This window comes from Furfurilactobacillus sp. W61-4 (assembly GCF_057545565.1).
This window is the reverse complement of sequence record NZ_BAAJNZ010000004.1, coordinates 112,413-138,037: the sequence shown is the minus strand read 5'-3', so window position 1 is coordinate 138,037 and position 25,625 is coordinate 112,413. Positions and strand designations below refer to the sequence as shown.

Annotated in this window: 27 protein-coding genes; 23 read left to right on the top strand and 4 right to left on the bottom strand. The window is 44.7% G+C overall.

Annotated elements, in window-relative coordinates; genetic code table 11:
- Nucleotide 1: 1 nt before the first annotated feature.
- From prfA to upp, 5 genes are all read left to right on the top strand, one after another.
- Nucleotides 2-1,084, top strand: a complete 1,083-nt coding sequence (gene prfA / locus AC27FN_RS06355; RefSeq protein ID WP_487167174.1) for a peptide chain release factor 1 — start codon at nucleotides 2-4, stop codon at nucleotides 1,082-1,084.
- Nucleotides 1,077-1,934, top strand: a complete 858-nt coding sequence (gene prmC, locus AC27FN_RS06350; protein ID WP_487167173.1) for a peptide chain release factor N(5)-glutamine methyltransferase — start codon at nucleotides 1,077-1,079, stop codon at nucleotides 1,932-1,934. The genes prfA and prmC overlap by 8 nt, the downstream gene beginning before the upstream one ends.
- Before the next feature lie 36 nt (nucleotides 1,935-1,970).
- A complete protein-coding gene (locus AC27FN_RS06345) occupies nucleotides 1,971-2,996 on the top strand; it encodes an L-threonylcarbamoyladenylate synthase (protein WP_487167172.1) in 1,026 nt (341 codons plus the stop codon).
- Between the two features lie 413 nt (nucleotides 2,997-3,409).
- Entirely contained in the window at nucleotides 3,410-4,648 is a 1,239-nt protein-coding gene (gene glyA, locus AC27FN_RS06340) for a serine hydroxymethyltransferase (protein ID WP_487167171.1), read from the top strand.
- A 75-nt stretch (nucleotides 4,649-4,723) separates the two neighbouring features.
- A complete protein-coding gene (gene upp / locus AC27FN_RS06335) occupies nucleotides 4,724-5,353 on the top strand; it encodes a uracil phosphoribosyltransferase (RefSeq protein WP_407883732.1) in 630 nt (209 codons plus the stop codon).
- 168 nt (nucleotides 5,354-5,521) lie between these two features.
- On the opposite strand, the gene AC27FN_RS06330 is transcribed toward upp, so the two are convergent.
- From AC27FN_RS06330 to AC27FN_RS06320, 3 genes are read right to left on the bottom strand one after another with little or no spacing between them, the layout of a single operon-like run.
- Entirely contained in the window at nucleotides 5,522-6,994 is a 1,473-nt protein-coding gene (locus tag AC27FN_RS06330) for a glycoside hydrolase family 1 protein (RefSeq protein WP_487167306.1), read from the bottom strand.
- A gap of 17 nt (nucleotides 6,995-7,011) precedes the next feature.
- Nucleotides 7,012-7,917: an ROK family protein gene (locus AC27FN_RS06325; protein WP_487167170.1), complete on the bottom strand. Its 906-nt coding sequence runs from the start codon at nucleotides 7,915-7,917 to the stop codon at nucleotides 7,012-7,014.
- The gene (locus AC27FN_RS06320; RefSeq protein WP_487167169.1) at nucleotides 7,914-8,993 is read right to left on the bottom strand and encodes a PTS transporter subunit EIIC; all 1,080 of its coding nucleotides are present in this window, start codon (nucleotides 8,991-8,993) and stop codon (nucleotides 7,914-7,916) included. Before AC27FN_RS06320 ends, AC27FN_RS06325 begins: the two co-directional genes overlap by 4 nt.
- Before the next feature lie 797 nt (nucleotides 8,994-9,790).
- Here AC27FN_RS06320 and atpB point away from each other — a divergent pair.
- The 15 genes from atpB (at nucleotide 9,791) to AC27FN_RS06245 (ending at nucleotide 21,332) form a co-directional block, all read left to right on the top strand.
- The gene (atpB, locus tag AC27FN_RS06315; RefSeq protein WP_487167168.1) at nucleotides 9,791-10,495 is read left to right on the top strand and encodes a F0F1 ATP synthase subunit A; all 705 of its coding nucleotides are present in this window, start codon (nucleotides 9,791-9,793) and stop codon (nucleotides 10,493-10,495) included.
- 24 nt (nucleotides 10,496-10,519) lie between these two features.
- Nucleotides 10,520-10,732: a F0F1 ATP synthase subunit C gene (gene atpE, locus AC27FN_RS06310; RefSeq protein WP_487167167.1), complete on the top strand. Its 213-nt coding sequence runs from the start codon at nucleotides 10,520-10,522 to the stop codon at nucleotides 10,730-10,732.
- A 50-nt stretch (nucleotides 10,733-10,782) separates the two neighbouring features.
- Nucleotides 10,783-11,307 carry a F0F1 ATP synthase subunit B gene (gene atpF, locus AC27FN_RS06305; protein ID WP_487167166.1) on the top strand — a complete coding sequence of 175 codons (525 nt, stop codon included), beginning with the start codon at nucleotides 10,783-10,785 and terminating at the stop codon, nucleotides 11,305-11,307.
- Complete coding sequence (gene atpH, locus AC27FN_RS06300; protein WP_487167165.1) at nucleotides 11,291-11,836, top strand: ATP synthase F1 subunit delta; 546 nt, start codon at nucleotides 11,291-11,293, stop codon at nucleotides 11,834-11,836. The genes atpF and atpH overlap by 17 nt, the downstream gene beginning before the upstream one ends.
- A 27-nt stretch (nucleotides 11,837-11,863) precedes the next feature.
- Nucleotides 11,864-13,393 (top strand): F0F1 ATP synthase subunit alpha, encoded by a 1,530-nt coding sequence (gene atpA / locus AC27FN_RS06295; protein WP_487167164.1) that lies wholly within the window; start codon nucleotides 11,864-11,866, stop codon nucleotides 13,391-13,393.
- A 20-nt stretch (nucleotides 13,394-13,413) separates the two neighbouring features.
- Nucleotides 13,414-14,385: a F0F1 ATP synthase subunit gamma gene (locus AC27FN_RS06290; protein WP_487167163.1), complete on the top strand. Its 972-nt coding sequence runs from the start codon at nucleotides 13,414-13,416 to the stop codon at nucleotides 14,383-14,385.
- Between the two features lie 67 nt (nucleotides 14,386-14,452).
- Nucleotides 14,453-15,859, top strand: a complete 1,407-nt coding sequence (atpD, locus tag AC27FN_RS06285) for a F0F1 ATP synthase subunit beta (protein WP_487167162.1) — start codon at nucleotides 14,453-14,455, stop codon at nucleotides 15,857-15,859.
- Nucleotides 15,860-15,872: 13 nt separating this feature from the next.
- Nucleotides 15,873-16,304, top strand: a complete 432-nt coding sequence (locus tag AC27FN_RS06280; protein WP_487167161.1) for a F0F1 ATP synthase subunit epsilon — start codon at nucleotides 15,873-15,875, stop codon at nucleotides 16,302-16,304.
- Nucleotides 16,305-16,440: 136 nt separating this feature from the next.
- A complete protein-coding gene (locus AC27FN_RS06275) occupies nucleotides 16,441-16,662 on the top strand; it encodes a DUF1146 family protein (protein WP_487167160.1) in 222 nt (73 codons plus the stop codon).
- Nucleotides 16,663-16,720: 58 nt separating this feature from the next.
- Nucleotides 16,721-18,043 (top strand): UDP-N-acetylglucosamine 1-carboxyvinyltransferase, encoded by a 1,323-nt coding sequence (murA, locus tag AC27FN_RS06270; RefSeq protein ID WP_487167159.1) that lies wholly within the window; start codon nucleotides 16,721-16,723, stop codon nucleotides 18,041-18,043.
- Nucleotides 18,044-18,235: 192 nt separating this feature from the next.
- The gene (mreB, locus tag AC27FN_RS06265) at nucleotides 18,236-19,222 is read left to right on the top strand and encodes a rod shape-determining protein MreB (protein WP_487167158.1); all 987 of its coding nucleotides are present in this window, start codon (nucleotides 18,236-18,238) and stop codon (nucleotides 19,220-19,222) included.
- Between the two features lie 27 nt (nucleotides 19,223-19,249).
- Nucleotides 19,250-19,552: a membrane protein insertion efficiency factor YidD gene (gene yidD, locus AC27FN_RS06260; RefSeq protein WP_487167157.1), complete on the top strand. Its 303-nt coding sequence runs from the start codon at nucleotides 19,250-19,252 to the stop codon at nucleotides 19,550-19,552.
- Nucleotides 19,536-19,754 carry a DUF2969 domain-containing protein gene (locus AC27FN_RS06255; protein ID WP_487167156.1) on the top strand — a complete coding sequence of 73 codons (219 nt, stop codon included), beginning with the start codon at nucleotides 19,536-19,538 and terminating at the stop codon, nucleotides 19,752-19,754. Before yidD ends, AC27FN_RS06255 begins: the two co-directional genes overlap by 17 nt.
- Nucleotides 19,755-19,796: 42 nt before the next feature.
- Complete coding sequence (locus AC27FN_RS06250) at nucleotides 19,797-21,011, top strand: FtsW/RodA/SpoVE family cell cycle protein (protein ID WP_487167155.1); 1,215 nt, start codon at nucleotides 19,797-19,799, stop codon at nucleotides 21,009-21,011.
- A 21-nt stretch (nucleotides 21,012-21,032) separates the two neighbouring features.
- Nucleotides 21,033-21,332: a glycine cleavage system H family protein gene (locus tag AC27FN_RS06245; protein ID WP_407883683.1), complete on the top strand. Its 300-nt coding sequence runs from the start codon at nucleotides 21,033-21,035 to the stop codon at nucleotides 21,330-21,332.
- A 153-nt stretch (nucleotides 21,333-21,485) separates the two neighbouring features.
- Here AC27FN_RS06245 and AC27FN_RS06240 read toward each other — a convergent pair whose 3' ends face one another.
- On the bottom strand, nucleotides 21,486-22,199 hold the full coding sequence (locus tag AC27FN_RS06240; RefSeq protein WP_487167154.1) for a gamma-glutamyl-gamma-aminobutyrate hydrolase family protein: 714 nt from the start codon (nucleotides 22,197-22,199) through the stop codon (nucleotides 21,486-21,488).
- A 297-nt stretch (nucleotides 22,200-22,496) separates the two neighbouring features.
- Here AC27FN_RS06240 and AC27FN_RS06235 point away from each other — a divergent pair, with 297 nt between their 5' ends.
- From AC27FN_RS06235 to AC27FN_RS06225, 3 genes are all read left to right on the top strand, one after another.
- Nucleotides 22,497-23,480 carry a DUF2785 domain-containing protein gene (locus AC27FN_RS06235; protein WP_487167153.1) on the top strand — a complete coding sequence of 328 codons (984 nt, stop codon included), beginning with the start codon at nucleotides 22,497-22,499 and terminating at the stop codon, nucleotides 23,478-23,480.
- Between the two features lie 164 nt (nucleotides 23,481-23,644).
- Nucleotides 23,645-24,778 carry a D-alanine--D-alanine ligase family protein gene (locus tag AC27FN_RS06230; protein ID WP_487167152.1) on the top strand — a complete coding sequence of 378 codons (1,134 nt, stop codon included), beginning with the start codon at nucleotides 23,645-23,647 and terminating at the stop codon, nucleotides 24,776-24,778.
- A gap of 251 nt (nucleotides 24,779-25,029) precedes the next feature.
- Nucleotides 25,030-25,578 (top strand): DNA-3-methyladenine glycosylase I, encoded by a 549-nt coding sequence (locus AC27FN_RS06225; RefSeq protein ID WP_487167151.1) that lies wholly within the window; start codon nucleotides 25,030-25,032, stop codon nucleotides 25,576-25,578.
- Nucleotides 25,579-25,625: the final 47 nt, after the last annotated feature.

Here is a 25,625-nt window from a genome sequence, read left to right as displayed (position 1 = left end):
TATGGATGAAATGTTTGATAAATTACAGGCGGTGGCCGACCGCTATGAAGAACTGAATGAATTAATGAGTGATCCAGAAGTCATTGCTGATTCAGATCGGTTTATGGCATTGTCGAAAGAGGAAGGTAGTATTCGGGAGACAGTGACGAAATATCGGCGTTATCGTCAGGTAATGAGTGAAATTGATGATGACAACGAATTGTTACGCGAAAAGTTGGATCCAGAGATGGAGGCCATGACCAAAGATGAATTGAAAGATCTTGACGAAGAAAAGGCCCAATTGGAACAGGAGATTACGGTCTTAATGTTACCAAGTGATCCCAATGATGATAAAAACATTATTATGGAAATTCACGGTGCTGCAGGTGGTGATGAAGCGAGTTTGTTTGCTGCCGATCTTTTCAATATGTATACCCGTTATGCTGAGCGACAAGGTTGGAATGTCGAAGTTATTGACGAGAATGCGACTGAGGTGGGCGGTTTCAAAGAAATTGTCCTCATGATTACAGGTGAGAAAGTCTATTCCAAGTTGAAGTTTGAAAATGGGGCTCATCGTGTGCAGCGAGTTCCAGTCACCGAATCCGCCGGGCGGGTGCACACGAGCACGGCAACAGTCGGGGTGATGCCCGAATATGAAGATGTTGATATTGATTTGGATCCGAAAGATATTCGAACAGATGTGTTTCGCTCTTCTGGTGCTGGTGGTCAACACATTAACAAAACTAGTTCGGCAGTGCGAATGACCCACTTACCGACCGGGGTAGTTGTTTCGATGCAGGACCAGCGATCTCAGCAACAAAACCGGGCAAAAGCGATGGAGATCCTTAAACAACGGGTTTATGACTATTATGCTTCTCGTGAACAAAACGAATACGATGAACAACGTAAGACAGCTGTGGGGACCGGTGATCGCTCGGAACGAATTCGCACCTATAATTTCCCACAAAATCGTGTCACGGATCATCGAATTAATTTGACACTGAATAAATTAGATCGGGTGATGAATGGCGAACTCGATGAAATTATTGATGCCTTATTATTGAATGAACAAGCCGAAAAGATGGAAGCATTGAATCATGGCTAATCCAACTGTGATCGAAGCCCAGCAGTGGGCTTTTTCGTGTTTTAAAGCTGGCGCGAATAAGTCAATTGAGGATGTTGGACAGTTGCCCGAAGTGATTATGTCAGATCTTTTTGGGTGGTCCCGCACCAAACTGTTCCTATCGTTGCGTGACACTTTAACAGTGACACAGTGGACAGCTTACCAACAAGCGGTTAACCGAATCCTGGCTGGTGAGCCTGAACAATATGTGGTAGGTAAGGCCACCTTTTATGGTCGGCAATTTCAGGTTACGCCGGCCGTATTAATTCCTCGCTCGGAAACAGAAGAATTAATTGACTGGGTGCTTAGTGACTGGGGAAATGTTCCCTTGAAGCGGGTTCTTGATATTGGCACTGGAAGTGGTGCGTTAGCGATCACATTAGCATTGGAACGGCCACAGTGGCAGTTAACGGCTACCGACATCAGTAGGGCGGCGGTCGCCGTGGCACAACACAATGCGCTGACGTTAAAGACGCAGCTCAATTGGGGAGTGGGGGATCTTTTTGCCCCGGTGAATGAGCAATCTTTTGATCTGGTCATTAGTAATCCGCCATATATCAGTCAACGTGAACAATCATTAATGGATGGGAGTGTCCTGACTTATGAACCACACGAGGCATTGTTCGCCGCTCACGATGGTTTAGCCATCTATGAACGAATCGCGACGCAATTGGCTGATCATTTGTTGCCTAGTGGTGCAGCCTATTTTGAGATTGGTTTTGCGCAGGGTCCAGCCGTGGTAGCTTTAATGAAAGCTGCTATCCCACAAGCAGAAGTGATTTTGAAACAAGATGTGGCCGGACATGATCGGATGATTCGGGTTCGACTTTGATAAAGTAAGCTAATTTGAGAAGAAGGGATAACTAGCATGGAAACACAAATTTTTTCGACGGCTGAAATTGATCAAGCCGCTTCCCTTTTAGCTAAAGGTGAGTTGGTGGCTTTTCCAACAGAAACCGTTTATGGCTTAGGCGCCGATGCATTGAATGAAGCAGCTGTTAAAAAGGTCTACGCGGCGAAGGGGCGGCCCAGTGATAATCCCCTAATTGTACACGTGGCAGATGTCGAGACGGTCAAACGGTTGGTTGAACCATTATCTGAGGCAGCCCAGCAACTAATGTCAACCTTTTGGCCGGGTTCCTTGACCATGATTTTTAATCTGAAGCCTAACGTTCTTTCAAAAACGGTTACTGGTGGTCTAACAACTGCAGCGTTTCGTTTTCCGGCAAATGAAGCTACATTAGCTTTGATTAAGACATTGGGTGATCCGATTGTTGGACCGTCAGCGAACACTTCCGGGAAACCTAGCCCAACAACGGCTCAACATGTTTATCATGACCTTCATGGTAAGATTGCGGGAATTCTGGACGATGGTGCGACTAAAGTCGGCGTGGAGTCAACGGTGCTCGATATGTCAACGTCACAACCAGCCGTTTTGCGACCTGGCGCAGTGACCGCCGCACAGATCGAAGCGGTGATTCACACACCGGTGGCAACGGAGGTTCATCAGGTTGGCGCTAAAGAAACGCCTAAGGCACCAGGAATGAAGTATAAGCATTATGCACCGGCGGCTCAGGTTGAAATCGTAAATGGCGGAGACTGGTCTGCGGCACTGAAGTGGGCCACACAACAACCAAGCAAAGTCGGGGTGTTGGCAACGACGGAGCGACTAAAGGATCTGACCTTGCCGGATAACGCAGAATTTTTTTCCTTGGGGAAGGATGTCACGTCGGCTAGCCATTTACTATTTGCTGGGTTGAGACACTTTGATGATGAGCCAGCCATTCATTACATCTTGGCTGAGGGATTCACGCCAAGAAATCTGGGTCTCGCGTATATGAATCGATTAAAAAAATCGGCGGGAAATGTCTTCTTTGAACCGAAATCCGTTTAAGCAGCAGTGCGAAAAAAAGTCGCTGCTGACGAATAATCTCAACGTCGTGCTGCCAACGCCCACTAAGTATTCTGCGACAATTTTTGCTTTAAATTCATAATTATATTTGGTCATAGTAAAACCCCCATAGTTGGATTTTGTCCAACTATGGGGGTTCGCTTCAAAGTGCTCACTTTTTCGCTAGACTCAGTTCTCAGGTGTTTGTCGCACGTTTTTACTATGGAGATGTGGTAAACAAAAAAGGAAGTTCAACACCTGTTACTTTTATAAGTTATGTTCTAAACTCTCTTGGTATTGTTTCAGCAGTTATGTTCCATGTAGTGTTGAATATTCAGATAAAATTGCCTCTGCAAAGTTCAATGCGGTAAAATGAGGCGGTAGATTGCGATGATTGTTTTGAGGAGGAACTGCCCATGAGTTATCAAACAACAGATCCAGAATTGTGGCAGGCCATTGAACATGAGGGCCAGCGGCAACAACAAACGATTGAATTAATTGCTTCAGAAAATATTGCTTCAGATGCGGTTCGTGCGGCCCAGGGATCAGTACTAACCAATAAATATGCTGAAGGTTACCCGGGACACCGTTATTACGGTGGCTGCGAATACATTGATGTGGTCGAACAACTCGCGATCGACCGAGCCAAGACGCTATTTGGTGCGGAATATGCCAATGTGCAACCCCATTCTGGTTCGCAAGCTAATATGGCAGCTTATACCGCGCTAATAAAACCTGGGGACGTCGTTATGGGGATGGCACTTGATGATGGGGGGCATTTGACCCATGGATCGAAGGTTAATTTTAGTGGTAAAACTTACACCTTTTATCCTTATCATGTTGACCCCAAAACACAACGACTGAATTACGATGCGATCCGCGAACAAGCTCAAGAGGTGCAGCCACAGTTGATTGTGGCCGGTGCCTCTGCGTACAGTCGTACGATTGATTTCAAAGCGTTTCGTGAAATTGCGGATTCGGTTGGGGCCAAATTGATGGTAGATATGGCCCACATTGCTGGTCTTGTCGCTGTCGGCTTGCATCCGAGTCCAGTCCCATATGCTGATGTTGTGACCACCACGACACATAAAACATTGCGTGGTCCGCGGGGTGGGATGATCCTTGCCAAAGCCCAGTATGCCAAAAAGATTAACTCGGCTGTTTTTCCGGGCACCCAAGGTGGTCCACTGGAACATGTGATTGCCGGTAAGGCTGCTGCTTTGGGTGAAGCCTTACAACCAGAATTTAAGACTTATGGTGAGCAAGTTATTCGGAATGCGCAGGCGATGGCGGCGGTCTTCAACGCTGATGAACATGTCCGGCTACTGACTGGCGGGACTGACAATCATTTAATGACGCTAGATTTGACGGACACAGCATTGACTGGAGCAGCTCTTCAGGATCTGCTGGACACGGTGGCAATCACGACGAATAAAGAGGCCATTCCTAATGACCCCGAAGGCCCTCGGGTGACGTCTGGTTTACGGATCGGGACGCCAGCCATCACAACCCGCGGTTTTAATGAAAATGAATGCGAGGAAGTTGCGGCTCTTATTTTGCAAATGATTCAGCATCCTGCAGATGAAGCGGTTGCTAAATTCGTATCGCAACGGGTTCAGGCTTTGACTGCGGCTCATCCAATTAATGTGAATTAATTGTTGTTTACGCTCGCGTTTACCGTGAAAATCGACTAAAATTGAGAGCAGAAAATAAAAGGAGCGTGGCACCGCATGGGCACATTTCAGGTTCTTGATCATCCACTAATTCAGCATAAACTAACGATTATTCGTAATCGAGAGACAGGTACGAAGGTTTTTCGAGAGGTTGTCAACGAAATCTCAACGTTGATGGCCTACGAAGTGTCACGGGACATGCCGTTGGAAGATGTTGAGGTGACAACGCCGATCGGTCCGACGATCAAAAAACAGCTAGCTGGTAAAAAATTGGCAATCGTGCCAATTTTGCGAGCTGGATTAGGGATGGTTGACGGTTTTTTGAACTTGATTCCGGCGGCCAAAGTTGGACATATCGGGATGTATCGAGATGAGGAAACACTCCAGCCCGTAGAGTATTTCGTAAAAATGCCCGCGGACATCGATCAACGGCAAATTTTTGTGGTTGATCCGATGCTGGCGACTGGTGGTTCAGCGATTATGGCCATCGATGCGCTCAAACAACGTGGTGCCAATAATTTTAAATTTATGTGTTTGGTGGCAGCACCTGAAGGTGTAAAAGCTTTACAAGCAGCTCATCCTGATGTCGATATTTACACTGCTGCCTTGGATGAAAGCCTCAATGAAGACGGTTATATCGTGCCAGGTTTAGGTGACGCAGGCGATCGTTTATTTGGGACTAAATAATTTGACCGCCTAACTTGTCGATCAATAAGCCATCAACAAGGATTAAATGAACTACCCCTCGCTTGATTTAGCGGGGGGTAGTTTTTACGTGAGGTTAAATTGTTACGGCTAGGCTATCCGTAACAAAATAGAGAGGATAATTAGCCTTCGCTGCTTGATAACAACGATTTAGGGCTGATGATCTTGTTCATCAATGTCGATACCGTTTGCTTTAATAACCTTTTGGTACCACGTAAACGACTCTTTCTTAAAACGTTTTTTTGTCCCACTCCCATCATTATTTTGATCGACGTAAATTACCCCATATCTTTTTGACATTTCCGATGTCGAAAATGAGATTAGATCAATAATCCCCCACATCAAGTAACCCATTAGGTCCACACCATCTTCAATTGCCTCTTTCATCTGGATGATGTGTTCACGTAAATAGTCAATTCGATAGGGATCGTGAATTTTTTTATCCGGTGTGAGTTCATCGACTGCACCGAGCCCATTTTCAACAATGAATAGAGGGATTTGGTAACGATCCCACAATTCATTGAGGGTAATCCTTAAGCCAACCGGATCAATTTGCCACCCCCACTGTGAGGATGGTAAGTACGGGTTACGTTTGCCCGTAGACAAATTGCCAAGTGACACTGTTTCATCGTCAATGGTATCAGCACTGGTGATGGTCGTCATATAATAGCTAAAGCTCAAAAAATCAACCGTATTTTGTTTGAGAATTTGTTCGTCATCTTCATGCATTTCGATATGAATATGGTGTTCGTTAAAATAGCGATACATAAAGGCTGGATACGCTCCACGAACTTGAACATCCGTGAAAAATAAATTTAGCTGATCTGCCAATTGTGTGGCCCGCACATCAGTTGGTTTTGACGTTGCCGGATAAGCTTGCATTCTAGCCAGCATACAACCAATTTTAGCTTGCGGATCAATTTTTCTTAGTTGCTTGGTGGCTAAGGCACTGGCTAGTAGCTGATGATGGATCGCTTGGTAGCGGATTTGCCGTTTTTCTGGGAACTCTTTATCTGAGTCAATAACACCTGTTTCATGAAATCCAAAACTACCCGTATTAATTTCATTAAACGTGATCCAATATTTAACTTGCTGGTGGTACCGTTTGAAGACAGTTTTGGTAAAACGGCAAAAGTCCTCGATGGTTGAGCGATCAAGCCAGGCTTGCTTTGTCAGGGTCAGGGTTAGTGGGGACTCATAATGAGACAGCGTTACGATTGGCTGAATATCATAGGCGAGCATTTTAGCAAAAACATGATCATAAAATTTTAGTCCCGCCTGATTGGGAAATTCATCATTGCCGTTAGGGTAAATTCTGGCCCAAGAAATTGAAATACGGAGGGCCTTAATCCCCAATTCGTGAAGTAATTTGAGGTCTGCTTCATAGCGATGGTAAAAGTCAATGCCTCGTCTTTTGGGATAGTTTTTATCGGTTGAATCTTGCTGAGCTGTGAGAATATCAGTCAGGGAGATGTCATCAATGTTAATGTGATTGTGTGCATGCGTCATTTTAAGGACCTCAGCCGTGGTAAGACCTTTACCGTCGATATTCCAAGCTCCCTCAATTTGGTTTGCTGAAGTCGCACCACCCCACATGAAATCGTTAGGGAAGCCTTGTTGCATATGATTTTGATTCACAACTATTCCTCCTCGTTGAGTTTGCGTAACAATGTGTAGGCTGCGCCAAGTAAATTTGCATCGTTACGAAATTTTGCAGCAGTAACCATGACGTTTTGAACGGTCTTACCAAATAACACGTTCGCGGCTCGCGATTGTTGGTAACGTGTCTGAATGGCATTAATCAAGCTTTCTTGTTCGGAAATCCCGCCACCGATGACGAATTTATCGACATCTAAAACGGCCTGAATATTATTGATTAGCTCGACAATTCTATCGATAAAGTCTTCAAATAAAGTTAGCGCCTCATGGTCGCCTGAATTGATTAGATCAAAGACAGCGCGACCATCGTGGATATTTGGCAATGCTTTTTGTTTGGCAATATTTTCAATCATTTTCACGCTGGACGTGGTGAAGCCAGCCATATTACTTAAATCTGACTGTGGGTAGCCGTGCATCATTAGACTAAACTCACCGGCCGATGAATTAGATCCACGCCATAACTCATGGTCAAGGACAATCCCGCCGCCGACGCCAGTTCCAAGAACAAGGACCACGCCATTCTTAACTTGCTGCAGTTCACCTAACCAAAGTTCAGCCACCGCCGCTGACTTACCATCATTTTCAATAGACACGGGCACACTAACCGGCAAATCGGCACCTAACTGTTTACCATCTAAGAACGGAAATGATCCACCACCGTAAATGATATTCGTCACTGGATCAATTCTGCCGGGTGCACTGATGCCAATGCCGCATACAGTGTCATGATACGTTCCATAGATTTGTATGATTTGATTGAGTAAGGATTGGTAACTATATGAGGCAGTAGTGACGGCGTCTTTTCTAGTGATTGTGCCGTTTGAGCTAATAAGTGCATATTTAAGATTTGTGCCACCAATATCAACAGCTAAAATTTTTTTCTTCATATTTCGTTACCTACGGAAGTTTCGTCATTAATCCCAAATAGATAAGTTCCAATTGCGGCTAAGAAAAAGGTTAAAAATCCTGCGACGCCAACCCAAATGACATTATGCTGGTAAACCGTTAACGCTAGAATACTGGGCAGGGTAAAGGCAATGCAGGTTACTTTCATGAGTGCAATAAGGCCGCCACCGATGCCACTGGCAATACAAGCAACGAGCATTGGTTTCTTATACTTAAGCGTGATCCCGTAAACAATTGGTTCTGTGATTCCCAAAAGTCCAGAAATTGTTCCTGACAGGGCAATTGATTTGTTTTCAGCGTTGCTAAACTTGAAGTAGGCACCTGCTGCAGCACCTACCTGACTAATAATTGATGCAAACAGAATTGGCAATAATGGATCGAAGTGTTTTGTTGAAAGATTTAAAATGAACACTGGAATAAATGCCCAGTGAAGCCCAAAGATTACGAGAATCTGCCAGAAGGCGCCTAGGACGATGCCTGCTAACAGTGGTGAATATGAATATAGTGACATGATCACTTTAGTAATGAAACTGCCAATAATTGTACCTAATGGGCCAATCGCAATGATGGCACATGGGACCATTACGCTGATAATAATTAGTGGTGTCAAAATATCACGGACGGTTTTAGGTAAGTTCGAAAATAGCCATGGTTCGATTATACGGATGATTAAAACAATTAGGATAATTGGAATTACGGAGGTCGAGTACGTTGCCTTCAGAACCGGAATTCCTGCGAAAGTAATTCCTTTTTGAATTGCCGTCACTAAGTCTGGATAGACAAGTGCGCCGGCAATCGCTAGGGCAGTGTATGGATTGATTTGTAGATTATTGGCAGCCGTGACAGCTAGGGCAAGTGGAAGAAAGAAAAAGAGGCCATCACTAGCGGCATATAAAACTTCATAGGTTCCCGATGAGGCAGTTAAAAGATGCGCATTCAAACAAAGTGCTAAAACACCTTTAAGAATCCCAATTCCAGCCAGAACACCTAAAAAAGGTGCGAAGGAACCGGAAATGAAATCAATAAAACTATTAAACGTCCGCTTTACAACACTCATTTCATCAACTCCAATTCGAATAACTTGGGCAACCAGAAAGCGCTTTCCTGTTTATGGCTATTAATGTAAGGAGGACTTCAGTAAATAACAAGTCATCCGCTGTGCCTAAATTAGCGAGGCTAGGATCAGATAATGATACTTTTAGCAGAAAAGCATCACTGGTGACCACGTAGCTTATTGACGATCAAATGGGGGGCTGGTGAAAAAAATTGACGCCACGACAATAAATGAAGAGTTATAAGGCATTCTGTTCTCTAAAAGCACTAAATGAATCAGCGATCCCGTAAATAGTGAAGAACTGGTTAGGTAGAAAGTAGCCCAAAATTTTTAATTGTAAATTTGACAGGATTTTTGATAACTTCAGACGAATAAACGATCACTGAGCGACACGAACTTTAAGGCGAGGTCAAGCGAAATTTGATGATTGGAGCAGCAACTAAATTGGTAGCAATCTAGTTACTTTCAACCGCTGATAAATTCACGGTGAGTCGGAAATATTTAATTGATCGGCAGTGGACGTCCGGTACAAAAGTGCAATTAAAATTTGAAATGGTTTATGTAAATTATTTTCAGTGGCTTAGTGCAACCGCTTCCGTTTTGTCTAATTACTTGTGGCTGTAAGAATGACGTGACTTTTAGGAACTGTAAATTCTTTTGCGATTGATTTTCAATGGTGGTATCATAACTCTGTATTTTGAACAGCAAATGCCCGATTTTTTTGCGCTTTGTATAGACGAAAATTGGACCGGTTCACAATATTGTTACACAATTAGGGTTACGAAAAGAGGTGATATTTAGTGGATTCCTTCCAATTTTTGGGACTGACTTTTCACACCGCCAACATCATTTCTGTGACGATCGCGTTCGTCCTTGTTTTTGGCTTTATTTTTGTTCTGTCTCGACGGTTGACATTAAAACCAACGGGCGGTCAGAATGTTTTGGAATGGGTTATTGACTTTACGAACGGGATTGTTCGTGGCCAATTACCCGGACGTGATGGCGGTCAGTTAGGACTGTTTGCATTTACATTATTCTTATACGTTTTCTTTGCCAATCAACTTGGGCTTTTTCTCCAAGTCGGCGTGAATGGTGTAGACTATGTGCGCAGCCCAACTGCTGATCCTGTAATGACGCTAACAATGGCTATGGTTACACTTGCGTTAGCACATTTCTTGGGTGTAGTGAAATTCGGTTTTGGTGGGTATGTGTCAAATTCATACTTAAAGCCATTTGCTGCGTTGTTGCCAATTAACCTCGTCGAGGAGTTTACGAACTTGTTAACTTTGGCCTTACGGCTGTACGGGAACATCTTCGCGGGTGAAACGTTGTTGAAGTTACTTGGTGGTTTGGCGTTCTCACATGGGATTCCAACCATGATTGTGGCGCTGCCACTTGAGATGGCTTGGCAGGGATTCTCGGTCTTTATCGGGGCAATCCAAGCCTATGTTTTTGTAACCTTAAGCACGGTATATATTTCTCGCAAAGTTACTGTTGAGGAATAAAAAAATCTAGGAGGATTCAATATTATGGGAGCAATTGCTGCTGGAATCGCCGCTGCTGCGGCTGCCATCGGTGCCGGTGTCGGTGACGGGATGGTTATTTCAAAGACTTTGGACGGAATGGCTCGTCAGCCAGAAATGTCCGGTCAATTACGTGGGACAATGTTCATTGGGGTTGGTTTGATCGAAGCGATGCCAATTATTTCAATCGTTATTGCCTTCTTGGTCATGAACAAGTAGTTTCGGTTCTTTGAAAACGAACAAAATTCTGACAAGGGAGGTGCCAATAGATGTTTTCACCATTAATATTAGCGGCTGATCGTGGTTTCGATTACGGTGATATGCTGTTCTACATGGTTGCGTTTGTTTTACTCATGTGGTTAGTTAAAATTTTTGCTTGGAAGCCGGTCATGAAGATGATGAATGATCGGGCAACCAAAATTGCAAATGATATTGACTCAGCTGAGAAATCTCGGTCTGATGCTGAACAGCTGGCTGCACAGCGACAAGATGCTTTGGCTAATTCACATCAAGAAGCTGCTAGCATTTTAGCTGATGCAAAGGATGCTGGTGGTCAGCAGCGTGACAAGATTATTTCTAAAGCGCAAACAGACGCGCAACAGTTGCGAGAATCTGCAACAGCAGATATTGAACAACAGCGTCAGGACGCGTTGGTCAGTGCGCGCAATGATGTTGCGGACTTATCTATTGAGATTGCTTCCAAAATCATTCACAAGCAATTAAATGCCGATGATCAAAAAGCATTAATTGATTCTTATATCGAAGGGTTGGGAAAAGATGACCAAACTCGCTAAATCGCAAGTTGCACGGCGCTATGGTCGCGCAATGTTTGATGCTGCTAATGAGCAACATCAAGTCGAGTCGATTAATAACGAGCTCATCGAAGTCCAAGGTGTTTTTCAAGCCGTCCCGAATCTCGGCACCATTTTAACTGGTGTTGGGTTGAAGAACCCGGAGAAAGAAGCCCTCTTAAAGCCTTTGCTAGATTCAGCGAGTCCACTCGTTCATAATTTCTTGCAAATGCTTTATGACTACGGCCGCTTGAATGATACGGTCGCGATTATTGATGAGTTCAAACGACTCTATGATGAACAAAATCAAACGGTCACCGTTAGTGCAACAGCTGCTGTCGACCTTGATGAAGATCGAAAACAACGGTTAGCTGACAGCGTGGCCAAACGAATCGGCGCAAAAACGGTTCACTTAGATGTCGTGGTGGATCCGGAAATCATTGGTGGGGTGATTATTCATATGAATGATACCGTCATTGATGGCTCAATCCGGACCCAACTCGATCGTCTGCGCCAATCGTTGACGCATTAAAATTTTTTATAAAGAGGTGAAATCCGCATGAGCATTAAAGCTGAAGAAATCAGCGCTCTCATTAAACAACAGCTTGAGAACTATCAAGAGGAGCTGACCGTTGAAGAGACGGGAACGGTAACCTACGTCGGTGACGGGGTTGCACGTGCTCATGGTCTGGATAATGCATTAGCTGGCGAACTACTCGAGTTTGATAATGGCGTTTATGGCATGGTTCAAAACCTCGAATCCGACGATGTTGGAATCGTGGTTTTGGGTGCCTACGATGGGATTCAAGAAGGTTCTTCCGTTAAACGGACAGGCCGGATTATGGAAGTTCCTGTTGGCGATGCTTTGATCGGTCGAGTCGTTAATTCTTTGGGTCAAGCGATTGACGGTAAAGGTGAGATTAAAACAGATCACACCCGTCCAGTTGAATTTAAGGCTCCTGGAGTTATGCAACGTAAATCCGTTAGCGAACCATTACAGACTGGTATTAAAGCCATTGATGCCCTAGTTCCAATTGGTCGTGGTCAACGTGAATTGATCATCGGTGACCGGAAGACTGGGAAGACATCCTTGGCGATTGATACAATTGTTAATCAAAAAGATCAAAACATGATTTGTGTCTATGTTGCGATTGGACAAAAGGAGTCGACCGTGCGTGCGCAAGTGGAGACGCTACGGCAACTCGGCGCGATGGATTATACAATTGTTGTTTCTGCAGGGCCTTCAGAACCTGCACCAATGCTTTACTTGGCACCTTATGCTGGTGCTGCCATGGGTGAAGAGTTCATGTATAACGGCAAACATGTTTTAATCATCTATGATGATTTATCTAAGCAAGCCGTTGCTTATCGTGAACTTTCCTTAATTCTTCGTCGTCCACCAGGTCGTGAAGCTTATCCAGGGGATATTTTCTATACTCATTCTCGGTTGCTTGAACGGGCCGCTAAACTGAGTGACGAAATGGGCGGCGGTTCGATGACGGCTTTGCCAATCATTGAAACGCAAGCGGGTGATGTGTCCGCTTATATTCCAACAAACGTTATTTCAATCACTGATGGACAGATTTTCTTAAACTCTGATTCATTCTATTCAGGTGTGCGTCCGGCCATTGATGCCGGGACATCTGTGTCACGGGTCGGCGGGGACGCCCAAGTTAAGGCCATGAAGAAGGTTTCGGGGACTTTGCGGCTTGACCTGTCGTCGTATGCTGAGTTAGCCTCGTTTGCTCAATTTGGTTCTGACTTGGATCAAGCGACTCAAGATCGTTTGAACCGTGGTCAGCGGACAATTGAAGTATTGAAGCAACCACTACATGAACCACTACCAGTGGAAAAGCAAGTGGTAATTCTCTATGCATTAACCCACGGATATATTGATAAGATCGCGGTTGATGACATTGCTCGCTTCCAAAACGAGTTATTCGATAATTTTGATGCTAAACATGCTGATTTATTAGAGACAATTCGTTCAACTGGAAATTTGCCTGATGATGACGATATGAAAGCGGCAATTTCCGCATTTGTTGATTCTTTCCAACCAACTAAAGCGGCGACAGAAGCCACTAAATAGACGGAAGGGAAGGTGAGCAAATGCCCGCAGCATTAAACGAAGTCAAGCGCCGAATTAGTTCAACTCAAAAAACGGCTCAGATCACGACGGCAATGCAGATGGTTTCAACGTCAAAATTGAGCCAGATTCAGCGCCATACAAGTGGTTACCAAGTTTATGCAGCTAAGGTTGAAAGTGTGGTCACTCACCTTGCTGCATCTCACCTGCTAGAAACATCGGTGGTTGATGCGACTAGCTCGAAAGCTAACGCCAATGATGATGTTCCTGTCAGTGGTTTACTGACCCAGCGGCCTGTTAAAAAGACCGGGTTGCTGGTGGTGACTTCTGATCGGGGGCTTGTCGGTAGTTATAACAGCAATATCATCAAGTCCACAAATGACTTTATTCAAGCTCATGGTGGACACCAAGATGATTTTGTGGTTCTAGCGGTGGGCGGTACCGGTGCTGATTTCTTCAAGAAACGTGGCATGAATGTGGCGTATGAGTACCGCGGTGTAAGTGATGTGCCAACGTTTATCGAGGTGCGTGAAATTGTCAAGACCGTTGTCGCGATGTACAACAACGAAGTTTTTGATGAGCTATATGTTTGCTATAGTCATTTCGTCAATCGATTAACGTCACGCTTTCGGTCAACCCGGATGTTACCGATCACCGGTGAGACCGTGGCAGAAACGAAACCGGATGGTGATGAAAGCAATTCCGCTAAGACAGTAGCGACTGGAATTACGATTACGCCGGAGTATGAACTTGAACCATCTGCTGAAGAAATTTTGCAGGTTGTTCTACCGCAGTACGCTGAAAGTTTGGTCTATGGTGCTATTTTAGACGGAAAAACTTCAGAACATGCCTCTAGTGCTACAGCTATGCAGACAGCTTCAGATAACGCCCATGACTTAATTGGCAGTCTCAGTCTTCAGTACAATCGTGCGCGTCAAAGTGCCATTACAACTGAAATTACTGAAATTACCGGTGGACAGGCGGCGTTAGAGTAAACGCTTGCACCTGATTGAGAAATTGCTTAATCGAGGTTAATTATTAAGACGGAAGGAAGATACGCGAATGAGTTCTGGTAAAGTTGTTCAAGTTATCGGCCCCGTTGTTGACGTTGAATTTCCATTAGATGGTTCATTACCTGCCATTAACAATGCGTTACTGGTTAAACGTCCCAATCAAAAGGATCTCACGGTTGAAGTCACCTTGGAACTAGGGGACGGTGTCGTGCGGACAATTGCGATGGATGGAACGGATGGCCTGCAACGTGGCATGGAAGTTGAGGACACAGGTGGCTCAATTTCAGTGCCCGTTGGTGAAGATACATTGGGCCGGGTATTTAACGTCCTCGGAGAACCAATCGACGGCGGAGCAGAGTTTGGTCCGGATGCGCAACGCAACCCAATTCATCGGGAAGCACCTGATTATGACCAACTCGCAACAAGTACTGAAATTCTTGAAACAGGAATTAAAGTCATTGATTTACTTGCCCCTTATGTACGTGGTGGTAAGGTCGGCCTCTTTGGTGGGGCCGGTGTTGGGAAGACCGTTCTGATTCAAGAACTGATTCACAACATTGCTCAAGGCCATAACGGGATTTCAGTGTTTACCGGTGTCGGTGAACGAACCCGTGAAGGTAACGATATGTACTTTGAAATGAAAGGGTCTGGTGTTTTAAAGCAGACCGCCATGGTGTATGGACAGATGAACGAACCACCGGGTGCTCGGATGCGGGTTGCCCTGACCGGTTTGACAATTGCGGAATATTTCCGTGATGTCAAAGGCCAAGACGTTTTGTTGTTTATCGACAATATTTTCCGGTTTACCCAAGCTGGTTCGGAAGTTTCTGCCTTACTTGGTCGAATTCCATCAGCCGTTGGTTATCAACCAACCTTGGCGACAGAAATGGGTCAGTTGCAAGAGCGAATCACTTCGACGCAAAAGGGCTCAATTACCTCCATTCAGGCGGTTTATGTGCCTGCCGATGACTATACTGATCCGGCGCCGGCAACGACTTTCGCCCATTTGGATGCGACAACTAACTTGGAGCGTTACTTAACGCAACAAGGGATTTATCCGGCCGTGGATCCGCTGGAATCAACTTCTTCAGCGTTGACTCCAGAAATTGTGGGACAAGACCACTATGAAGTTGCCACGCAAGTTCAGCAGATTCTCCAACGGTATCATGAGTTACAAGACATTATCTCTATTTTAGGGATGGATGAATTGTCTGATGAAGAGCAAACAGTCGTCGCGCGTGCTCGTCGGATTCAGAATTTCCTAAGTCAACCGTTCTCTGTTGCTTCCCAATTTACAGGAATTGATGGACAGTATGTTTCAGTTGAAGATACGGTTAAAGACTTTAAGGCCATTCTGGATGGACAATATGATGATCTACCTGAAGAGGCCTTTCGATTGGTCGGCACGATTGACCAAGCTGTGGCCAAGGCAAAACAACTACAGGGTAGTAACTAAGGGGGCGTAACCAATGGCTGAACCTCAACTGACGGTTACGATTGTGACCCCGGATGGAACGAGTTACGACAACCATGAAGCGACTATGTTCGTGGCGAAAACGACCAACGGTGAAATCGGCATTATGCCAAACCACGTTCCACTAATTGCAGCGTTGGAAATTGATGAAGTTCGTGTCAAACATGATCAAAACGCGGAAGATGAAATCGCTGTTAATGGTGGTTTTGTTGAATTCTCTGATAATGTTGCGACGATTGTGGCTGATTCGGCTGAGACACAAGCTGATATTGATGTTGGGCGAGCGCAAAGTGCACGGACTCGTGCTCAACAAGCGATTGAACATGCTCAACAGGCACACGATGCTGATGAACTGCGTCGAGCAGAAGTCGCATTGCGTCGTGCAATTAATCGAATCAACGTCGCCTCACATACTCAAAATCGTTAGTCACGCCACGGTCAAAAGCGTTGTGTGATCAAGAAGCTTACTATTAATTTAGTAAGTTTCTTTTTTTTGGATGATATTTACGACGTAATTATAGATAATATGATAGACTGAATTGAATAAAGCAAAGAGGTGCAAAATGGCGATTTATGGCGTTTCGGTAGTGATAAAAATAGTGTTTCAATTGGCCTTCATTTGGTTTGCCTTGTGGGCACTTCGACCGCTACCACTTGTCAAAATCATGCCGCAATATCCTCGCCAGGCACAGATGTTACTTGTGTTATTGGCAATCGTCATTGGATATGCTTGCAGCTCTTTTTTCATTGACTTATTTCAGTCAATTATTGGTTTTAGACCCTGAAACAATTTAGTTGCTATTGACAAGTAGTGAGTGCCAAGTGTTGGAGGCTCGAAATATTATGGAAAAGATTATTGTTCATGGTGGCCCGGCTCTGAAGGGAACGGTTGAGATTGAGGGCGCAAAAAATGCCGTTTTGCCAATCCAGGCGGCATCGATTCTGGCTTCATCTGGTAAATTGGCATTAACAAATGTGCCCGCGTTATCAGATGTCTTCTTAATGAACAAGGTTCTCAGTTTCTTGAATGTGGATGTGGCTTTCAATCGTGACAAGAAGGCCGTCACATTTGATGCATCGCGACACCTGAGTTCGGAAGCGCCGTTTGAATATGTGTCGAAGATGCGTGCTTCAATGGTCGTGATGGGACCATTATTGGCCAGAGTTGGACGGGCGCGAGTTGCGATGCCCGGTGGTTGTGCAATTGGTAGCCGGCCCATTGACTTACATCTCAAGGGCTTTGAAGCACTAGGCGCCACGATTGAACAACATGATGGTTACATTGAGGCGAGTGCAGACCAATTGGTTGGGGCCAATATTTACTTAGATTTTCCCAGTGTCGGGGCAACCGAAAATATTATGATGGCGGCCACCTTAGCTAAAGGGACGACGTTAATTGAAAATGTTGCACGGGAACCCGAAATTGTCGATCTGGCGAATGTATTGAATAAAATGGGGGCCCGCGTCTTTGGCGCTGGGACTGAGACGATCCGTGTTGAAGGAGTCACCGCGTTGCATGGTTGTGAACATAGTGTTGTTCAAGATCGCATTGAGGCGGGGACATTTATGGTTGCAGCTGCGGTCACAGGCGGCAATGTTTTGATTAAAGATGCGATTAGTGAGCATAATAAACCATTGATTTCTAAGCTGTTAGAAATGGGTGTTCAAGTTCATGACGAAGCCGATGGCGTGCGCGTGATCGGGACAAATCGATTAAAGCCGGTAACGGTCAAGACTTCACCACATCCAGGTTTTCCAACAGATATGCAACCGCAGATGTCAGTGCTGCAACTGATGGCAAACGGAACAAGTACGTTGACAGAAACGGTTTTCGAGAATCGTTTTAACCATCTCGATGAGTTACGGCGGATGAATGCTCGCTTCACGATCGAAGGTCGTAGTGTTGCTTTACAAGGACCAACGGCATTCAATGGTGCTGAAGTGGCGGCAACGGATCTAAGAGCAGCCGCGGCCCTCGTTTTAGCTGGGCTGGTAGCTAATGGTTATACAACGGTAACTAACTTACAGTATTTAGATCGAGGCTATTGTGATTTTCACGATAAGTTGGCCGCTTTAGGCGCAGAGATTGAGCGAGTTGATATCGACGCGGATGTTCGCCAAATCATTGCCAAGCGACAAAATCGGGTCTCTTCAAACTTAAATTGACATTTAATTGCATCCAAAGCAAAGGTTCTTTAATTGCCCGACTTAATGTTGTGCAGTTGTGGGAGCCTTTTTTAGTGACGAATCGTAATTTAGAAGTCTAAGTCATTGTTAAAGGTTCGGCAAAGGCTGACGGTCGATAAGCGGTTATGCTATAATTGTGCATTGAAATTGTGTAATTGAAAGGAGCTCAACATGGCCAAAGATATTGGAATCGATTTAGGCACAGCCAACGTGTTGATCTATGTCGTTGGAAAGGGAATCGTGCTTGACGAACCTTCTGTTGTCGCGATCGATACCAAAACAGAACGTGTACTCGCCGTTGGTTCCGAGGCGTACCGAATGGTGGGACGGACCCCCAGCAATATTCGAGCAATCCGTCCGTTGAAAGATGGCGTTATCTCGGATTTTGACGTGACTGAAGAGATGTTGTCGTATTTCATTAATAAACTAAACGTTAAAGGGTTTATGTCGCGTCCAAATATTATGATTTGTGCGCCGACTAATATTACCGAGATCGAGCGTAAAGCGATTATTCAAGCTGCTGAAAAATCTGGCGGGGCAAAGGTCTACTTGGAATATGAGCCAAAAGTAGCGGCCATCGGTGCTGGGCTAGATGTATATCAAGCAACTGGAAACATGGTCATCGATATTGGTGGAGGCACCTCGGACATTGCTGTCTTGTCACTAGGAGACATCGTGGCTAGTACCTCATTGCGGATGGCCGGGGATCGCATGAACGCCGACATTGCTGCTTATGTGAAGCGAGAACATGGTCTGACGATTGGCGAACATTCGGCCGAAAATATTAAAATAAAAATTGGGACCGCTATTCAGATGGAACATCCAGAAACGATGGATGTACGTGGACGTGATTCGGTCAATGGCATGCCCCATTCTGTGGAAATTAATGCGAATGAGGTTGAAGCCGCTTTACATGATACTTTGCAGCAGATTATTGACGCTGCGCATGGCGTATTGGAACGAATTCAACCAGAATTAGCAGCTGACATCATTGACCGAGGCATTATTTTAACTGGTGGCGGTTCACTGTTACATGGGATTGACCAGTTGATTTCTCGGGAATTACAAGTACCAGTGATGATTTCAGAACAGCCCTTGGACAATGTGGCCAAGGGTGCCGGGCAATTATTGGAGCGAATGAGTGGAAGAAAAGCTTAAGTGATCCGATAAGAAGGTGAATGGCTGATGAAATGGTTACTAACTAAATTGATTGTCGGCTATCAGCGGTTCATTTCACCACTGTTTCCGCCGAGTTGTCGCTATTACCCGTCCTGTTCCAACTATATGTTGACTGCGGTTAAAAAACACGGCGCTGTCGCTGGATTCGTTATGGGAATTGCGCGGATTTTGAGATGCAACCCCTTTGTACGGGGCGGCTTTGATCCGGTTCCTGACTACTTCACTGTTCATCGCAATCCCCATCCCCGTGATATGGATCCGATTGTGGCAGCCGTCTTTTATGGAGAACATCATGACAAAAAAAGATAAGACAATACCCGTTTCAATTGACGAAACGACGATTGCCGGCGAAACTATTGCCCAAGTAATCGTGAATAAGCAAATCATTGGTCAGATTAAGCCAGACGGCAAAAAATTTGTTGCAACCATGAATGGTGGTCAGCGATTTAACGCGAAGACGCAAGAAGGCGCACTTCAAGAGATTCTTGCTGAATACAACTTACATGGTTGAGCACTTTTGTAGGAATACGAATTAGCTTTAGGGAGGCTCCAAGTGCAACAAGAACGTGCTTCCGTCAGTCGGAGTAACAAAAATTTAGATTCACGGATTGATTGGGGAATTATTTTCTGTGTCCTCATGTTGGCATTGATCGGAATCGCTTCAATCTATGTGGCGGCGACGCATGATGCTAAAACAGTGAGCGTGGTCAAACAAGTCGCTACTCAAGTTGTCTGGTATGTCATCGGAACGATTGCAGTGGTTATTTTAATGCAATTTGATTCTGAACAACTATGGAAATTAGCACCTTTAGCTTATGGCGTGGGCATTTTTCTATTAGTGGCAGTCCTTGTTTTTTACAGCCGGGCTTATTACGTCCAGACCGGTGCTCGCAGTTGGTTTGCCATTGGTCCACTAACATTCCAGCCCTCAGAGGTTATGAAACCAGCTTATATCTTAATGATGGCGCGGGTCATTACAACACATAATAATGATCGCCCGACCCACACAACACGGGGGGACTGGTTGCTGATTGGTAAGCTGTTTGCCTGGACGTTGCCCATTTTTGTGTTGATGAAATTGCAAAATGACTTTGGGACTAACTTAGTCTTTGCGGCGATTTTAGCAGGGCTCATCTTGGTTTCGGGTGTGACCTGGCGAATTCTGATACCGGCGTTTGCAACCGTGACCGTGATTGGTGGCACCGCGATGACGCTCGTGGTCACGACTTGGGGACGAACGCTTTTGGGGCATCTTGGGTTTCAAGCTTACCAATTTGCGCGGGTCGATACGTGGTTACATCCATCAGCCGACACGTCGAATCAAGGCTATCAGTTATGGCAAAGTATGAAAGCGATCGGCTCAGGCGGATTGTTTGGCACCGGGTTTAATGTGTCACACGTCTATGTTCCAGTGCGTGAATCAGATATGATTTTTTCCGTAATTGGTGAAAATTTTGGTTTCATTGGTGGCTTATTGCTAATAATGTTGTATTTTTACTTGATTTGGCAGATGGTTCGCGTCACATTTGACACTAAGAATGAGTTCTATGCGTACATTGCGACTGGTGTTGTGATGATGATTTTATTTCATGTCTTTGAAAATATTGGTATGAACATTGGTTTGCTGCCACTAACCGGGATTCCGTTGCCCTTTGTTAGTCAAGGCGGTTCTGCGCTGATTGGTAATTTGATCGGTGTTGGTTTGATCATGTCAATGCGATACCACTACACGAGCTATATGTTTAGTAACAATGCCAGTTTCAAGTAACGGTTAGAGGAGGATCTAGTGATGAACGAAGCAGAAAAGTACTTTTGGACTAAACCTGATGGCGATGTTGTTCGTCTCGGACTCACTAAAGATGCCCAAGACGAGTTAGGCAACATTACCTATATTGATTTACCTAAACCAGGTAGTCAGGTTCAAGCCGGTGAGACATTTGCTAGCATGGAAGCTGAAAAAGCAGTTTCGGATATGCCGAGTCCAGTAAGTGGCAAAGTGGTGACAGTTAATCCAGCGTTAAAAGATGGTCCGGATGCCTTAAACGGTGATTGGGACGACGCCTGGCTATTAACCTTGAGCCAAAAATAACGATACCTGGTTTCCTAATTGTTTAGGACTGGCATTCATGAGCGTTATAACAACCAACAAACGACCTTACCTACCGAGACTGTACTTCGGTAGGTAAGGTCGTTTGTTGGTACTTGTCCTTTTAATGACGTGGCGTCAGGCATTGACGCATGGCTAGATTTGAGCAACAAATTTTTCAAACAAATGCGCAGCTTTTGGGTTTGAGTCGGCCATCATCTCAGGGTGGAATTGAACGCCAATAATGTGTCGCTGCTGGTCCTCGGCTGCTTCGACAACGCCATCAGCCGCGGTAGCAGTGATTCTGAGGCCAGTAGCGACTGTTTTAACTGCTTGATGGTGGAAAGAGTTGACCAGGCCAGTTGCACCCCAGACGCCGCCAATAAAGCTGTCTGCGGCGGTTGAAATCTGTTGAGTAGGTGTGGACCAGGCGGTAGGATACTGGTTGTGGCCTAGCACATTGGGAAGTTGAGTCGTTAAATCTTGATAGTTGGTGCCACCCAATGTTGCGTTGATGATTTGAATGCCACGGCAAATCCCTAAGATTGGCTTATGGGCGTCGATTGCTGCTAAAATAAGTGCTTGCTCGAAAACATCTCGATCCCAATCGTTAAGTCCGTTTTGGGGAATTGGGTCCTCGTGGTAAAGCTGAGGCGACACGTCTTGGCCGCCAGTTAAGACTAGTGCATCAATTCTACTCAGATAGTCTTTGGCGAGGTCAGGTGCACCGATTGGTAAAATTAACGGTAGCGCTCCCGCATTGGATAAGGAGGCAACATAGTTCTTTTGCGTATAATCCACGTAGTTGTTTTCAAAATGTTGGCTGGTACGGATTAGATGGTTTGAGCCGATGCCAATAATAGGTTGCATAACTAAACTCGCTTTCTTAAAAGAGGATGATTCTAGTATAACTCGTGAATTAAAATGAGATGTCAAAAAGGCTTACAACATTCGTCTTGAATTTGTTGTGTATTTATTTTTGGGCCGTTTAAAAATAAGCATTTTTCCAATCGTTGGATTAACAGACCGATACTAATTTACGACGATGACGAAAATGAAATGGTAAGATGTTTTTGGTTGATTAAGTCGCACGGGATAAAAGTTGCTTCTTAGTCGAATGGTCGGTAAGATGATCGTGACTGTAAGCTTGTGAGAAAGGAGCAACCGATGGCTGATGAATTAAAAGAAGTTAATGAAGTACGGGAGCGTTTAATCGATTTGAGACAGCAGGTACGGGCTGGTAGCGTGCTGCAATCGCTAGGTGGGCGACTCGGGCAAATTTTAGATCAACTACCCGTGCAGGAGGCAACGTTGGTTAGATTGCCTGATGACCAAGATGGTATCAAAACACTAATTGAGACTTTAAACCAGTCGATCCGTAGGCCAGACCAATTTGCGGTCTCTGATGAACAATTATTGGCACTGGTGAACCATTTGGGCTCTCCTGATCGTGACATCCGTGATCAAGGCATCTATTATTTTTTTAATGACGCGTTACAGCGTCATGTATTGAGTGAGTCACAACTGAAATTAGTTTTCAATGCGCTATTACAAGACCGGATCTTGTTTAGTCACATTACTGAGCCAACGAATGATGGCATCTTTGGTAGATCGTTTGCAATCCTGATATTATCCATTTTGCTATATGCAGATCGGGTTGATGAACAATTCTTGACACCTGCAATGATTGACCGGTTGGTCATTCAGACAATGACTTATCTGGCACTGGAGAATGATGCGCGTGGTTTTGTCGGAACTAAGGGCTGGGCCCACGCCTATACGCATATTGGTAATTTATTAGATGAGTTGGCCGAGAGTTCAATTCTTTCACGGGCGGATAAAGTATTACTAATGGTCGAATTGATCCAAAAATATGCCCGCTTGAAGATGCCGCTGATTTTTGGCGAGGATCGACGTCTGGCAATGTACTTCAATACCATTTTAAATAAGAACGAGCTGTACGTGCAGGCCTTTTTACATGAGTGGCGATCCTGGCGAGCACAGATCGGGATGGCAAGTGCACCAACAGAGGAAAAGCAATGGCATGGACTCTTCAATCGTTCACGCTTAGTCTTGGCAATGGCGGTGCAAGATGATTTACCCGAATCAGTGACAGAGATGATTAACGCGGAGATCAATTTTTTGACGTGAGTTGTTTTTCCTTAAATAAAAAAGCTTATTTTATGCTTTTTGTATATGGCATAAGATGAGTTATGGACGCCAAAAAGCTTCATTTTGACAGCCGTTGTTGCCGTCTGGTATACTCAAGTTTCTATTAGAACGGACGGAAAAAATGAATCGAGGACGGTAGAACAATGACGAACAAGAAATTGCACGTTGCCTTACTATTTGGTGGAAACTCCTCAGAACATGATGTTTCTAAACGATCGGCCCACAACATTTATGATGCGATGGACAAGGACAAATATGAGGTCAGCTTGTTCATGTTTACTAAGGATGGTGTATTGCTGGGCAATGAAGCTTCTCATCGGATCTTCAACGGCGAACCTGAAGATCAGGTGGTTGCCGAATACCTGCCGAAGATTGACCAACATAATCCATTAGCGCCACTACAAGCGTTAAGTGAGGTTAAAGATATTGATCTCTTTTATCCAGTCATTCATGGAAATCTTGGTGAAGATGGTACCATTCAAGGTTTATTTAAACTCCTTCGCAAACCGTACATTGGTAGCAATGTTCTAGCTTCAGCGGTGTCCTTTGATAAGGACATGACGAAGCGAATTTTAACGCAAGCACACGTCCGCAACACGGAGTATGTGGTCATTACGCCAGAAAATAAGAACGCGATGGATTACGAGTCAGTGGCCGCTAAAATTGGTCGAGTTATGTTTCTTAAACCAGCTAATCAGGGCTCTTCTGTGGGCATTCACAAAGTTACTAACGCCGCCGAATTTGATGCTGGATTAGCGGACGCCTTGCAGTATGATTTTAAGGTCTTGGCGGAAGAAGCGATTGATTCACCACAGGAAATTGAAATTTCTATTTTAGGAAATGAAAAGCCGCGGGCTTCAAAGCTGGGAGCAGTTCGAGTTCCCCAAAGTGATACGTTCTATGACTACAATAATAAATTTGTTGATGCGAGTGGCGTTGTCTTCGAATTACCGGTTATTTTGCCAGATAGTCTAGCCAAGGAAATCACCCAAATGGGCTTGGATGCTTACGTCGCGCTTGGTCTTAAAGGCTTAGCTCGTATTGATTTCTTGGTTTCACGAGATGGTGTGCCGTACTTGAGTGAGCCAAACACATTACCTGGCTTTACCAATATCTCTTTGTATCCGCAATTGTGGGAAGTTTCGGGAATTGATTATGCTAGCTTGATTGACGAAATTATCGATTATGGGTTGGCAGAATTCAAACGGAATGAGACAATCAGTTTTGCCTTTACTGAGCTAGGTTCTGAACATATTGGTGAAAAGCGCTATAACTAATGGTCATCATTGTTGTCAATGCATTAATTTTGACAAATTCGTTGATCGTTACAACAAAGAATCTCTATTTCTGTACTTTTGGAAATAGAGATTTTTTTATTTGGTTAAAAAGCGCGTTTGGAGCCACCGCTCAGTAGTCGATTAAATATAGTCGTCATAATTTTTGATTAAGCAGTAATCAAAAATTTCCCGTTTATTTTTCAACAAGTCCCGTATATAAAGGTATGACATAATTAGGGGGTTGATGAGCGATGAAGCGATGCGCCTGGGCGATGAAGTCGTCACGGCTACAACAATATCACGATGAAGAGTGGGGCGTGCCACGGTATACAGATCAGGGACTGTTTGAGATTTTGGGATTTGAAATTTTTCAGGCTGGTCTCTCGTTAGATTTGTTGCTCAAGCGCCGTTTAACCTTACGAAAGGCGTTAGCTGATTTTGAAATCGATCAATTGGCAGCCTTTAGTGAACAACAGCAGCGCAATTTTCTGACCAACCCGGCTGTTATTCGAAATCAGCAAAAGTTGCACGCCGTTATCTATAACGCTCGTCGGTGGCAAGCGCAACAGGTGGACGGATCTTCGCCGGCAAATCAGTTGTGGGTTTTGCAACGCCAAGTTCACATGTACGGTGATCGATTATCCGTCAGTGCCGAAGATTTGTTCACTGAACAAACGCTGCAATTGTTCGATTCTTGGGCATTGGTCAGGGTCGGACCAGTAACCGTCCAGTGGTTTCTTCGTGCGGCTGGGTTTATCAACGGTCATGACATAGGTTGCGATCAATTTGAAAAAAGATGATCGGTCCATACCACTAGACGAATTTCACAAAACATGCGAGAATGATA

Excerpts from the sequence above, each read along its gene's own strand:
- yidD (WP_487167157.1), top strand. The coding sequence starts at position 19,250 with ATGAAATGGTTACTAACTAAATTGATTGTCGGCTATCAGCGGTTCATT.
- AC27FN_RS06330 (WP_487167306.1), bottom strand. The coding sequence starts at position 6,994 with ATGCAACAAGGCTTCCCTAACGATTTCATGTGGGGTGGTGCGACTTCA.
- upp (WP_407883732.1), top strand. The coding sequence starts at position 4,724 with ATGGGCACATTTCAGGTTCTTGATCATCCACTAATTCAGCATAAACTA.
- AC27FN_RS06230 (WP_487167152.1), top strand. The coding sequence starts at position 23,645 with ATGACGAACAAGAAATTGCACGTTGCCTTACTATTTGGTGGAAACTCC.
- atpD (WP_487167162.1), top strand. The coding sequence starts at position 14,453 with ATGAGTTCTGGTAAAGTTGTTCAAGTTATCGGCCCCGTTGTTGACGTT.
- atpA (WP_487167164.1), top strand. The coding sequence starts at position 11,864 with ATGAGCATTAAAGCTGAAGAAATCAGCGCTCTCATTAAACAACAGCTT.
- AC27FN_RS06320 (WP_487167169.1), bottom strand. The coding sequence starts at position 8,993 with ATGAGTGTTGTAAAGCGGACGTTTAATAGTTTTATTGATTTCATTTCC.
- AC27FN_RS06280 (WP_487167161.1), top strand. The coding sequence starts at position 15,873 with ATGGCTGAACCTCAACTGACGGTTACGATTGTGACCCCGGATGGAACG.
- AC27FN_RS06255 (WP_487167156.1), top strand. The coding sequence starts at position 19,536 with ATGACAAAAAAAGATAAGACAATACCCGTTTCAATTGACGAAACGACG.
- AC27FN_RS06345 (WP_487167172.1), top strand. The coding sequence starts at position 1,971 with ATGGAAACACAAATTTTTTCGACGGCTGAAATTGATCAAGCCGCTTCC.
- AC27FN_RS06245 (WP_407883683.1), top strand. The coding sequence starts at position 21,033 with ATGAACGAAGCAGAAAAGTACTTTTGGACTAAACCTGATGGCGATGTT.
- AC27FN_RS06290 (WP_487167163.1), top strand. The coding sequence starts at position 13,414 with ATGCCCGCAGCATTAAACGAAGTCAAGCGCCGAATTAGTTCAACTCAA.
- AC27FN_RS06325 (WP_487167170.1), bottom strand. The coding sequence starts at position 7,917 with ATGAAGAAAAAAATTTTAGCTGTTGATATTGGTGGCACAAATCTTAAA.
- glyA (WP_487167171.1), top strand. The coding sequence starts at position 3,410 with ATGAGTTATCAAACAACAGATCCAGAATTGTGGCAGGCCATTGAACAT.
- AC27FN_RS06240 (WP_487167154.1), bottom strand. The coding sequence starts at position 22,199 with ATGCAACCTATTATTGGCATCGGCTCAAACCATCTAATCCGTACCAGC.
- atpE (WP_487167167.1), top strand. The coding sequence starts at position 10,520 with ATGGGAGCAATTGCTGCTGGAATCGCCGCTGCTGCGGCTGCCATCGGT.
- atpH (WP_487167165.1), top strand. The coding sequence starts at position 11,291 with ATGACCAAACTCGCTAAATCGCAAGTTGCACGGCGCTATGGTCGCGCA.
- murA (WP_487167159.1), top strand. The coding sequence starts at position 16,721 with ATGGAAAAGATTATTGTTCATGGTGGCCCGGCTCTGAAGGGAACGGTT.
- prmC (WP_487167173.1), top strand. The coding sequence starts at position 1,077 with ATGGCTAATCCAACTGTGATCGAAGCCCAGCAGTGGGCTTTTTCGTGT.
- AC27FN_RS06225 (WP_487167151.1), top strand. The coding sequence starts at position 25,030 with ATGAAGCGATGCGCCTGGGCGATGAAGTCGTCACGGCTACAACAATAT.
- atpF (WP_487167166.1), top strand. The coding sequence starts at position 10,783 with ATGTTTTCACCATTAATATTAGCGGCTGATCGTGGTTTCGATTACGGT.
- AC27FN_RS06235 (WP_487167153.1), top strand. The coding sequence starts at position 22,497 with ATGGCTGATGAATTAAAAGAAGTTAATGAAGTACGGGAGCGTTTAATC.
- AC27FN_RS06275 (WP_487167160.1), top strand. The coding sequence starts at position 16,441 with ATGGCGATTTATGGCGTTTCGGTAGTGATAAAAATAGTGTTTCAATTG.
- prfA (WP_487167174.1), top strand. The coding sequence starts at position 2 with ATGGATGAAATGTTTGATAAATTACAGGCGGTGGCCGACCGCTATGAA.
- mreB (WP_487167158.1), top strand. The coding sequence starts at position 18,236 with ATGGCCAAAGATATTGGAATCGATTTAGGCACAGCCAACGTGTTGATC.